Consider the following 13,313-nt stretch of genomic DNA (forward strand, 5'->3'; position numbering starts at 1 on the left):
TCAACTTACCTCTATCAATTATAAATATCTTCGGTAGAGAACCCATCACCTTTGGCGGCAAGCCTCAATCGTTTCAATTTTTCTAAATCTATTTCTTCTGAAGGGTTAAAATCTTTACTTTCCATATATTCCAACAAACTATGCCTAAGCTGTCTGGCTACAGGTCTATTTTCCATATCTGAAATAAGATCCATGGAAGAGAAAACCAGTTTTCCTTTTCCCACATTTGCTTCAAAAAGATTAGACAATTTATGATTGGTCACAAAATTATCAACAACCCTTACCAAAGGTGTAACATTTAATGAATCTATTACCACAGATTTTGAACGAATACACAAATCCCACCACTGCCAGTTGGTGTATCCGTCCGTTGGAAAACTTCGGAATACTTCGTGGTTTTCGTCCATTAACAATCCCATAGTAGCGGGTTGGTCTGGAAAATGCACAGGACTCCAAAATACGGGAACAAACCTTCCTTCAATACCTTTAAGCTCGGCATAATCTGGATTTAAAAGCACGTTCTTACCCTGCTCAAGTGCTTTACTAGCATCTGCAAAGGAACTGGTTATCAAAACATTTTCAGAATTTGTTTTAACCTCACTTGGATAAATCCAAATTGGCCAACTATTTTTGTATTTTGTGCCTCTTAATTTCACCGTAATAGCTAATTTTTGAGCAGTCTCGGTAGCAACAGAATATACAATCTCTCCAAGATCGTTATTATTACCAATTTGTAATTCTACATTATTTATAGTCCCTTTTTTAAGCTGTTCTCCATCACTGTTGGTAATTTCCCAATCAATGATTTGATCTTTTAACGGTTTATAGAAATTGGCGATTTCTATATTCGCATTCAATGTATCCCCATGTTCAAGAACTGCCTTTTCAAAACGAATGAGCGGCACCAATTCACTATTGAATTCCCTAAATTCTTCAGCAGAAACCACACCTTTAGATTCCCAAAAAGCGTTTAACAATCCTACCAATGCCGTTCCTTGTCCAGGAAAATCTTGTAATTGCAACAATTGGAATCCATCAAAACTCGGTGTTTTCAGGGCCCTTTCTATTTCTTCTTTATAAAGAATAGTAGCCAATTTTCCAGATGCATGTGTAAAATCATCTGCTAAGGACAGCATTCCTTTTTTCTCCAAATCATTTTTAATTGCTTTAAAATTTAATGGATCCAGAACACCTGTGTATTTTGAAATTTCACTCATATCGGGATACACAGAATATTGACCTATTTCATGGGAAATAAGCGGTGTATTTATATGGGCACTGTTTTTAGAATAATCTTTGTTAAAATTTGGATACTGGCTATTAAAAATCCCTTGTCCGCGTATCCAGCCTTTATCCGTCCATTGCGTCACAAAAAAATCATCTTGCGGTTCGGGCACAGTTCCAGTTGGCTTTTGAAATGAAAAAGCAGTTGTGGCATACAAATGTCTGTTGTCTTTTTCTTTTAAATCTTTCACCAAGGCATTCAATAATTCTATGTCGCCTTGAATTTCGTTACCCATTGCCATTAAAACAAACGAAGGATGGTTTCCGTAGTCTTTCAGCAGTTTATATGCTTCTTGCTTTAAAAACTGAACCGCTTCTTTATCTTTTCCGAAGTGCAAACTCCAATGTGGAAGTTCTACCTGAAAATAAAAACCTGCTTCATCGGCCGCTTCAAAAGCTGCTTTTGGAGGACACCAAGAATGGAAGCGAAGATGATTTAATCCATAATCTTTAGCTTGCTGAATGAGTTTTCCCCAAGCCTCTTTTTCCAAAGGAGGGTGACCGGTTAAAGGGAAAATAGAACACTCTAAATTTCCCCTTAAAAAAATACGGTTACCATTAAGCGTTAAAACTCCTTCGTTTTTAGCTATTTCCCGATAACCAAACCTCGTTTCTACAGCCCCTGCCGATGTGGTTACTTTTATAGTGTATAGGTTAGGATTAAATTCATCCCACAAAAATACATTAGTTGGTTTTTCCAAATGAAAGCTCACTTTACCTTCTTTTGAAGTAAATTCTGACATGGTACCTTGAAATACACTTTTTCCATCTTTATCGGTAATCTGGACTTGAAAATTCTCCGATGGTGAAACTGAAGCATCAAATTCCACGGCTATTCTATTCGCATCCAATTCTGGATAAACTTGAATGTTGTTGGGAGCTTTACTACTTGTTGCCTTTAATTCAATATTCCCCAAAATACCATTCCATTTTATTTGTGTATGGTTGGTGTATGCATGTGCCATATCTTGATTAATACTATCTGGATACCTTTTCCCTTTTACATTTATTCCAGCGAATTTATTGGCGTTATCGATAAGTATTGTTAATACATGTTTTCCTGGGCTTAAATAATTAGAAAGGTTATAGACATGCGCTCCTATTAAACTGTTTTGTGAGTTTACTTTCTCTCCGTCTACAAAAACAGTAGATTCCCAAATAACACGTTCTAGAGTAAGCTGAACTTCCTTATCTTTCCAATTAGAAGGAATTTCAACTGTTCTTTGGTACCATGCTTTGCCTATGTATTGATGCTTTCTTGTTAAGTTGGAAAGCACGTAGTTATTTAGTGCTGGCTTTAAAGTATTGGGTTTTCCTATTTGGGCATCATCCAACGTACCAGGTAACTTCACGGCAAACGGCTCAAAATTTTCATTGGCCCAATTTTCCTGTAAACCAAGGTTAAGGGAATCCAATTTCACATTCCAACCCCCCGCTAAGGAAATAGTATTATTTTGTTCTTCTGAACAACTACTAACTAAAATTATTAGGGCAAAAATATACCCAAACTTTAGTAACAGTTTTATTGTTGTAGAAAAATGGTGGTTAATCTTCGTCATTTTAATGTATTCTGATTTTTAGTTTGTTTGAGACGTTATACTAACTTTGTTTAAAATCTGAAACCAGTCCTTCCAAGTCCATAAAATCTACACAAGCTGCTTTTACTTTATAATCATTATCTTTTTCGTACGCCTTCTTTATCGTACTGGTAAAAGCCTCCCGATTCTTAAAATAAAGTGTGTAATTAATAGCACTCAACGCTAAACTAGGACTCGCATCCAGCATAAATTCTTTTAACACTATTTCTGCCTTTTTATTCTGATTGGAGGCATACAAAGTAGCTGCTAAATTAAGACGAACAGGCGCATAACTATCATCCAAGTTTTTCTGTATCGTTTTTAGTTCAGATGGGCTTAATTTATTGCTAATAGCATACAAACCGATAGAAGCCCAATAGCGTACAAATTTATTTGAAGACTCCAAGCTTTTAAACAACTCCTTTTTTGTGTCATCTTTGCCTACCAAATTTGCCACTTCAAAAATTTCATTCAAAGGATAATTTTCATCATTCAATCTATACTCATAAGGTGTTCCCGTTTTGGAAATCTGTTCCAGCTCATATTCTGGAGCAAAAAGAATGTCTTTATTCGCAAGTACTTTCTCTTCAAGTAATGCCCGCATTTTTTGAGCTATTGCAGAATAATCTTCCTTTTCAATAAGGTTTTCAGTCTCCCATGGATCGTTTTGCAGATTGTATAAAACTTCTGTAGGACGTGGCTCTAATAAAGATTTTTGTAACGAATCGAGTTTTCCTTCTTCATAGTCTTTATGCATTTGTTGTGTTATCTCCCCTATTTCTACATACCTTAAGTATTTAACTTCAGGAAAAAATGGTAAGAAATTTCTAGAATAAATAAATTCTCCATCTGTAATGGTTCGAACCAAATCAATTCCATTATCTGCCCGATCTGAAGATAACAACTTATATTCTGGTGCATTCTCCCTTTTATCTCCCAAGAATGGTCTTCCTTTTAGGTAATCGGGAATTTTTGTTGCTGTTAAACTTAGCATGGTTGGCGCAAGGTCTTCAAAATTAATTAACTCATCGGTAACTACGCCTGTTCCCCACGGAGATAAGTGTTTGTATTTTTCCGGAAACCAAACCATAAACGGAATTCTGTATCCAAGGCCAATTCCATTGGTTTTGGCTCGAGGTATTCCTTCACCGTGATCGGAAAAAATAAAAACAATGGTATTTTCCATAAGTCCGTCATTCTTTAACCGCTGAAGCAATCTACCCATTTTCATGTCGGCGAGTTTTAAAGAATTGTAGACCCTTGCCATCTGTTTGCGCATCTGCGGACTATCTTTATAAAATGGAGGCATTTTAAAAGCATCTTCAGAAATCCAATGTTTTTTATGCAATCCTATAAATCCCGATTTTTCGGGATCCAGTGTAGAAAGATTGGTGTTTTTATAATCGTAGACTTCATTGGAAATAGGTTGTGCGTTATTGGATTCTCTTGGTAAATAGGCAAGAACATTTTTTTCGTACCATTCGTATGTCATACTCATCGTTCGGGATTGGTGGGAGTCTTCCACATTAAACACCGAAAAGAATGGTCTATCCTCTTTTTTATTCCACCAACCAGCAGTTTTGGAGCTTTCATCCCAAGTATTTTTAATGAACTCCTGTGCATTTTCTACGTTGTAGTCAGTTTTTTTATTGTTGGTTGCGTAATATCCGTTTTCCTTCAAATACTTTGGAAATCCTTTTACAAAATCAGGAATTGCATAGTTGCTTCTATGGTTTCCCGTGCCTAATTTATAAGTAGGGATTCCAGTAATAATGGTACTTCTACTGGCGGAACATACAGTTCCTGTAGAAAATGCATTGGTAAAACGTACCCCTTCACTGGCCATTTTATCCATCACCGGAGTTTCTGCAACGGTGTTTCCGTAACAGCCGATAAATTGCGGTGAGGTATCTTCAAAAGTAATCCAAAGAATATTTGGTCGGTCTTGAGCTATAAGTAACTTTGAAAAAAATAATAACACAAAAACACCAATACATTTAATAATTGAAAGTCCTTTCATTTTACTTTTTATTTTTCTGCTTTAACTAGTGCTGATGCCATTTTTAAATGAATGGTAGCCGGTAAATGGTATAAATCTTTGTCCAGCACTTTTCGAAAACTATCACAGGCTTTTTCTATATTTTGAAGACCAAAATTACCTAACCCAATTAAGAATTCACAATGGATTTTATTACGCTCATTTAAATCCTCTTCCCAAATCAATAAATCGGGTAGGGAAACCGCAAAGTAATCCAGCTTTACTTCATCGTTTATATGGCTCTCTCCATAGTTCTTCAAGTTTTCAAAACGCTCATTGGCTTCGTTTTCTCTTCCCAATTTAACCAGCGCCAAACCTTGGTAAAAAATCTTGTCGGGCTGCTGATCATTATAAAAAATAGCTTGTACGGGCTCACTTAATCCTTCAGAAGCTCTTTCCCAATATTGTATAGCTTTTTCGGTATCCCCTAATTCATTATGAGCACAGCCTAACCAATATAAAATATCGTTTTCTTGGGCTCCATGAAGTTTTCCTTCACCTAAATTATGTGGATACTTTTGCGCTTCCTCCAAGCATTTAATAGCTTCTTTAAAGCTTCCAATTTTCATTAAATCTTTAGCCAACTCTACATTATTGGCAATATGTTGGGCGGGAACTTTACCTTCGCCACCTTCCCACGGATGAAATTGACGTTCACTCAACAATTCCAAAGCCTCTTTGTGCTTTCCTAGAAAACCATAAATACTAAGGCGTTCTAAGTATAAATCGTCTCGCTTTAAAACCAATGGCAAGTTTTTTTCTAAAATATGCAACCTTTTGGTTAATGAAACGTTTTCCTTTTTATTGAATTGATCCAACTCCATTAACAACCTCGGATTTTGACTGTCTATTAAAAAAGCCTTTTCTAAATGCTCTCGTGACAAGTCTTTCTGCGATTTTTTATTGTAATAATATAAGGCTAGATTACGGTGGCAAATAGCATTTTCAGTATCATGCTTTAATGCTTGTTTCCAGCAGTTTTCAGCCAATTCGTATTGTTTATGTGCATACCAAAAATTCCCTAAGAAGTAATTTGCATTGGCATCTGAAGGATTGAGTCGAATAGCTGATTGTAATACCACAACTTCTTCAAGCCTGTTAGGAAAACAATAATCCAACGGCATTTCTTGTGCCCTTCCATAATATTTCTTGGTTTGTGCAACATTTCCTTTCTGCTCGTAATACCACCCTATAAAATATGGAACCATAGGGTATGATTTCATTTTACCATCATCAAAAGCTTTTAGTAAAGCAATTGCTTCATCGTAAAAACCGGCCTGTGCATAATCTAATGAAAACTCAATATAATTATGCTCATAATCGCGAATTACCGCTTGGAAATTAGCAAGTTCTACCTCTTTTTTGTTCAACAGATATTTTTCAAACAAGATTCCAAAACTAAATCCATCTATAGCTAAGGATTCTTCTATTAACTGTTTGCAGGCTTCATTACGGTTTAATTTTCTTAACAGAATACACTTTAAGTGGCGTGCTTTATGGTTATGCCAGTTTTTAATAAGGGATTTATTCACCAACTCCAGTGCTTTTTCAAAATCGCCTCTTATGCAATCAATTTGTGCCAAATTAAAATATCCCGCGTCTTGCCAGGCGGCATTCCAACATCCTTTAAAAAAAGCATCATACGCTTCATCTATTCTACCGAGAAACTTTAAACTCAATCCTTTGTTGAAATAAGGTTCGCCATCGTACGGATTCGGATTGTGCTGTGTTAGAGTTTCTATGGCCGTTTCAAAATAAGGCAACGCTTTTTCAAACCTTCCTTTTCTCAAAAGCCAAAGCCCTAACGCATTGTTATTACGCACATCTTTGGGCTCTCTAGATAACGCTTCAAGGTAGTAAACTGTTGGGTCGTAAGTAGCATGCCTATATTGTTCTAAATGCAGGCCACGAAGGTATAATTGTTCTACTGTTTCTATTTCTTTGGGAGGTTTGGCTGCTTTTGCTGCCTCGGGTATTTCTTCAGAAACAACTTTGGTATTGCTCCACCAAACCAAAAGTTTTCCTTTTTGATTAAAAACCTTTACGGTAAGGTCGTACCTTTTTTCAGGTTCTATTGAAATCTCTTTTTCAAAAACAGTTGAAGGATCCATGTCTAAAGTCTCCTCAAAAACGGCACTCCCTTTTGTTTCCAAGACTATTTTTATGCCTTTAAAAATACCGGTAGTATAAACTTTTAATACCGCGCTTTCTTCAGAAGTTTCTAAATTTAGTAGTACATCTTTTGTAGCATTTTTTACCACCCCTACGTTGTAATACGGCATAAAATACTGTGTAAAACTTTTCTCTTCGTAAGGATGCATCCATGCAAAATCTGGTTGGTTATCGGTATAAACTCCACACATCAACTCTATGTAGGGACCATCTTTGTCGGTAAGGTTTCTATCCCAAGCTTGCCCAAAATCACCATTACCCCATGTCCATTGTTTCTTTCCGGGGGAAACATGATGATCGGCAACGTGAAGTAGCCCCCCTTTGCTATCATTTTCGTAACCCCCAACAAAGTCATATTCAGAAGTAATGGCCATGTAAGAAGTCGGTACAGGAATATTCTTATATCTTGAAATATCTGTTCCAGGGGAATAATCAACTTTGTAATATTCTCCTTTAGCGATGGGAAATTCTGAAACATCACGCTTTCCGTGGTCAAACACTGCATTCACATCGGGAGGAAAAACCGATTGGTAATGATCGTTTACCGCTACAGCTGGATTTGCCCACCATAAAAAGGTTTGTGGGTGCGGACTTCTATTGTACAATTGCGCTTTTATCTCTAAATAGGCTTTATCTGGATGAAGCGTAAAACCGGCCATTCCTTTGGTACGGAACATTCGCTCTACCTCACTTACCCAAACCGTAACGCTTCCATCTTTATTTTCTTGAATGATGGAATCTACAGGATCGTAAGTACTTGGTCTATGATGCTGCGGCCAATTAAACTCTATCCCCCCAGAAATCCATGGACCTGTTAAACCTACAAGTGCAGGTTTTATTACGTGGTTGTAATATACAAAATGACGTTCCCTTATTTTGTCGTAAGCCATTTGTATTCTTCCCCCTAGTGCCGGAAGAACCATTATTTTTATAAAGTCGTTTTCAATATAAATTACGTCCCACTCTTTATCGATTTTTGTGTCACTAATTTCTTCGATTACTGGATGGGGATAAACAGCTCCACTACTGGCTTGATAAACCCTTTTTTCTAGAAAAACTGGATATTTTTCCGGTTTACCAACCTCATATGTAGGAATTATTATACGTTCCCTCCAAGCTTTAACATTTGCCATATTGATACTTTTAAGAGAACTCATTGTAGAGTTCTTTTTATTATTTTTTTAGTTGATATTTTGCTGTCTCTATAGAAAAAGACCTTTTATTTTCTCCTCGCTCAAGGTCACTTTAGGGTTGAATTGACTTTTAGACATATATTTTTTTATGCTGTACAACAATTGCTGTGCCTCTAACCTATCTTCTAGATTGCTATGTAAATCTACTCCTGAAACAAAAAGCTTCCCTCCACCCACTTTGGCTTCAAAAAGTAGCGCAGCTCTTCTGTTTTCAAACCAATCGTCTATAATTCTCACCACAGGAGTTAACGCTGGGGAAAATTCATCTAAAACAATAGCATTGGCGTTGCTCATGGCATCCCACCATTGCCAATTGGAATGATATTCTGTAGGAAATTCTTTTAATGCGGGATGATTAGGATCACATAGGATTCCCAATGTATGAGGTTTCTGACCTTTTGTCCATGAAGTATTCCAGAAAATGCTTGAAAAACCTACCCCAATACTGCCTCCCTTTTCTGGTTTTACATCTCCTTTGTTAATGTTCAATAAAACACTACCACCATCACGTAAATATTTCAATGTTATGGGGTCGAGCTTATCCGTTACTTTTATTTTATCTTCATCTTCGATTTTACCTTTTTCTCTTGGATAAACCCAAACATCCCAAGTGTTTTTGGCATCTGCTACATTAACGGTTAAGGTTAATTTTTCCGCTTTTGTTATGTTGTTAAGGTCTACATTAATTTCTCCTAACGGAATTCCATTACCAATTGGAATATCTTTTTTATTAAATTTTCCTTCTGAAAAAATGCTGCCTTCTTTGTTGGTTAACTTCCAAGAAGGAGTTGTATTTTTTAGTGGAGCAGCCGCAAAGTGAGCAATTTCAATTGATGCTTTAAAACTTTCTGTATTATAAAAAACATGCTTTTTCAACCGAGCCAAAGGAACCGTTTCACTACAAAATTCTCGGTATTCTTCAGGAGAAACATACCCCTTTTCTTCCCAAAATGCATCTAAAACACCCACTAATGCTGTTCCTTGACCTGGAAAGTCATGTAAATCCAATAATTGAAATCCAGCGAAATTTTTTGTCCGTAATGCCGCTTCGATATCTGCTTTGTAGCATAATGTTTGTAATTTTCCAGAAGCGAATAGTAAGCTATCGGCTAAAGCACCCATTTGATTTTCTTCAAGGGTTTCTTTAAAAATCTCGAAGTTTTTCGGTTTTAAAACTCCAGTGTATTTTTTCATTTCCTTAAAGTTTGGATACACACACCATTGTCCTATTTCATGTGCTACGTGCGGCATAGGAGTTTTTTTAACTATTTCGCTGTAATCGAAAGTAGTTTGCGGGGGTTTGCTGTTAATGATACTTTTTAACTGTTGATTCCAATGCTGAATTCTAGGTGCGGCACTATTATAAAAATCTGCATTTTCAATATACGGCCACCCAGCCCCACTGGTGTATACTTTTGTGCTATCAACCGCTTTAAAATGATTTACGAAGTCTACCAAATACTCTTTATGGTGATCCCCGCTAGGCTCATTACCATAAGCCATCATAACAAAAGATGGATGGTTACCATATGTATCGATAATATGCTGTGCTTCTTTATACAACCATGTGTCAATTGGTTTTCCATCACCTATTTTAGCCCAAGCAGAAGCTTCCACCTGCAAATAAACTCCAGAGGCATCGGCAGCTTTAAATGCAGCTTCTGGCGGACAATAAGAATGAAAACGCATATGGTTTAACCCATGGTTTTTTATGGTTTTCATAATCTTCTGCCAAGAACCAACATCTGTAGGGACGTATCCTGTAAGGGGAAAAATAGCACACTCCAATGTCCCTCTTAAAAACACAGGTCTCCCATTAATAGTAAATTGGGTGCCTTCGGCTTTAAATTCCCGCATTCCAAATTCTACCTTTTTTACATCGGTGCCAGCTTCAGTTTCTAAAACCAATTCCATTTGGTATAGATTCGTATTAAACTCATCCCAAAGTGCAGGATCATCACCCATAGGATATACCAAACTGAAATCGTTTATCCCTTTTTCAAACTGAACCTTCTCCTTAAGGGAACTTATTTTATCAGTTAGATTTCCCATTCCTTTTGCGGTGATTAATAATTTTGCCGCTCCAGTCTTTTCAGAAGGATTATTTATTTTGCCTGTTACAGTAACTTGTTTGCCATTAATATCAGGGATAACTTTAATCTTTTCCAGATGAATTTTGGCCGTAGCTTCCAGCTTAATTTCCCCAACGACTCCGTTCCAATTGGTTTGGGTATTATCGGAAATACTGTGTGCGTCTTCCCCTACATTGATTTCTTTTATCCGGTTATCTATTCTTAAAGTAAGTGTGTGTTCCCCTGTTGTTAGTGGCTCACTAACGGTATAGATATGTGGCGTTCCTAATGTATTTTGCATCCCTACTTTTTTATCATCTACCCAGAGCGTAGTTTCCCAATGCGCCCTTTCAAGAGATAAAGTGATATGCTTATCTTGCCATTCTTCGGGTATGGTTATCTTTTTTTGATACCATGCAGCTCCTTTGTAAGTTTTATCAGGCTGAAGCCAAAAAGAAACTTTTAAATTATTTGGCTTCCGGTATTTGGCCATTTCAGGACTTTTGTACCACAAACTATCGTTCCACATATTTCCTGTCCAATGTGTTTGTAAGCTTATATCGTTGCCTTTGCCGTTTTCCGCCATTGAGCCTGGTAGGGATATCGAATCATTCAAATCCATAGAAAACCACTTTTCTTCCATTCCCTTGTCTAACGAGTCTATTTGAAAACTCCATTTTCCGGAAAGATCAATTACAGAAGTTTTACTTCCTCTCTCACAGGATAACAGTACGAATATCCAAGAAAAGTAAATGATAATTTTAAACAGTCTATCAGAAAAAAACTTCATAGCATTTTTAAATTTTAAAACTTCTTAATAACTAGTAATTGAAGTATGCGTCAAAAATGGCGTCTGCCACAAGTTGATGTCCTTTTTGATTGACATGATTGTTTTGAGCCATAAAACCAGGCAAATGTTCTGTCTTGGCCAATGATTTAAAAAGCGCATAACTGTCTACCAACCCAACTTTATACTTTGCAGATAATTCCCTTATTTGTTCACTATATTTTGCCAGGTCTGCTGTTTCAGAAGAAATATCTTCCCGCAAATCCGGTGTGGGTGTTAGTAAAATAACCTTTGTCCCGTAAGCCAATGCTTCCTCAATCATCTTTTCCCAAGCAACTTTTGCTCTATCTAATCCTATGGAGCGGTCGTTAAGTGCATAATCAATAAAAAGAACGTCTGGCTTATGCACAAAAACATCTTCCTGCATACGTTTAGCCCCTTGTTCAGACTGTTCTCCGCCAATTGAAGTAGTTATAGTGTTTACCACCGAATAAGGATAAGCATCATTAACTTTTTTTAGTGTTAGGTAAGGATAAGAATTTAGCCTATCCGTAACACCCTTGGTTAAAGAACCGGTAGGCACCGAGTGCCCATGAAAAACAAGGTTAATAGTTCTATGTTTGGGCCATGCTACCCGAAGTTCCTTTTTAAGGGAATCCAAATATTTTGAATTGGCTTTTTGGGCCTTTAATGTTGTGAGACTAGCAAATAACATTACGACCATTAAAATTGTAAAAGACTTCTTCATTATCATTTGCATAGTTTTCTTGATATTAATTTTCATATTATTTTAAATCATTGAGTTCCATTTCTATTTCTTCCAAACTTTTCCCTTTTGTCTCTGGGAGTTTATTTCTGATGAAAAAATATCCCAAAACACAAATCCCACTATAAACCCAAAACGTTCCGTAAGCCCCCAATAAATCGTTTAGTATGGGAAAAGTGAATGTAAGAATAAAGGATGCCACCCAGAGAGAAAAGGTTGCAATGGACATCGCCACCCCACGCAAACGGTTGGGAAAGATCTCTGAAAGTACCACCCAAGTAATGGGTGCCAAAGACATAGCATATATGGCTATCGCAACAATAACCAGTAACAACACAGGCCATCCGTTAAATTCAAAATAATATGCTCCACCTAAAATGGCATACACCACCGCCAAGCCAATAGCGCCAAAAAGCATTAGTTTTCTTCGACCCCAGCTATCAACTGTTCGCATTGCTACAAAAGTGAAAATAAGATTTACACTTCCAGTAATAATTATATTAAACAGCATATCCCCTACACTGTAACCTGCCGCAGTGAAAATTTCTTGGGCATAATTGAAAATTATGTTAATTCCACACCATTGTTGGAAAAATGCCAATACAACACCTATGATTAAAATGGGAAGAATAGATGGCTTGGTAAGTTCTGAAAGTTTCATCCTACCTGTATCTTTTTTCAAAGTTGCTTCCATACTGGCGTATTCCTCTACAGCATACTTATTTCCACCTATTTTTGAAAGCACATCTGTAGCCTTGTTTTTATCTTGTATTTTTGCTAAAAACCGCGGACTTTCGGGAACTGAAAACATCAGCATAAAAAATAGAATTGCTGGAATTAGTTCTCCCCAAAACATCCATCTCCACCCCCATTGTCCGTTCCAAGAATTTAGAATTTCTTGATTCCCAAAACTATCTGGGATAGGTTCCGCAATGGCATAATTCGCAATTTGGGCAGCCAAAATACCCACAACAATGGTCAATTGATTAATCGCCACAAACTGTCCGCGATACTTTGCCGGTGCAATTTCTGCTATGTACATTGGCGATAAAGTGGAAGCAAGCCCAATACCAAGTCCGCCAACCAGCCTGTACAAGATAAACGGAGTGAAGTTATCTACGTATCCTGTTCCGAAAGCCGAAACCGTAAAAAGAAATGCAGCCAACAATAACGGTTTTTTTCTGCCATATTTATCGGCTACCATTCCAGAAAGCACAGCTCCCAACACACACCCAACCAAGGCGCTACTCATTGCCCAGCCTTGTAAAGATGGTAACTCCGTAATATCAAAATACAATTCGTAAAATGGCTTGGCCCCTCCTATAACTACCCAATCGTAACCAAAGAGAAAACCGCCCATGGCAGATACAAGTGCTAAAAAAAGTAAGTAAGTAAAGTTGAAATTTTTGTTTTGCATAGAATAA

At 37.0% G+C, this 13,313-nt stretch carries 6 protein-coding genes; all 6 read right to left on the minus strand.

Going from position 1 to position 13,313, the window contains the following annotated elements; all coding sequences use genetic code 11:
• Positions 1–14: 14 nt before the first annotated feature.
• Positions 15–2,843 carry a sugar-binding domain-containing protein gene (locus NDQ75_RS13820; protein ID WP_202029185.1) on the minus strand — a complete coding sequence of 943 codons (2,829 nt, stop codon included), beginning with the start codon at positions 2,841–2,843 and terminating at the stop codon, positions 15–17.
• A 40-nt stretch (positions 2,844–2,883) separates the two neighbouring features.
• Positions 2,884–4,881, minus strand: a complete 1,998-nt coding sequence (locus tag NDQ75_RS13825) for a sulfatase family protein (protein WP_202029186.1) — start codon at positions 4,879–4,881, stop codon at positions 2,884–2,886.
• An 8-nt stretch (positions 4,882–4,889) separates the two neighbouring features.
• A complete protein-coding gene (locus NDQ75_RS13830; RefSeq protein WP_202029187.1) occupies positions 4,890–8,204 on the minus strand; it encodes a DUF5107 domain-containing protein in 3,315 nt (1,104 codons plus the stop codon).
• A gap of 69 nt (positions 8,205–8,273) precedes the next feature.
• Positions 8,274–11,126 (minus strand): sugar-binding domain-containing protein, encoded by a 2,853-nt coding sequence (locus NDQ75_RS13835; protein ID WP_202029188.1) that lies wholly within the window; start codon positions 11,124–11,126, stop codon positions 8,274–8,276.
• 31 nt (positions 11,127–11,157) lie between these two features.
• Entirely contained in the window at positions 11,158–11,907 is a 750-nt protein-coding gene (locus NDQ75_RS13840) for an SGNH/GDSL hydrolase family protein (RefSeq protein WP_202029189.1), read from the minus strand.
• A 1-nt stretch (position 11,908) separates the two neighbouring features.
• Positions 11,909–13,306: a sugar porter family MFS transporter gene (locus tag NDQ75_RS13845; RefSeq protein ID WP_202029190.1), complete on the minus strand. Its 1,398-nt coding sequence runs from the start codon at positions 13,304–13,306 to the stop codon at positions 11,909–11,911.
• Positions 13,307–13,313 lie beyond the last annotated feature (7 nt).

Source organism: Galbibacter mesophilus, from assembly GCF_023721415.1.
Lineage (GTDB): Bacteria > Bacteroidota > Bacteroidia > Flavobacteriales > Flavobacteriaceae > Galbibacter > Galbibacter mesophilus.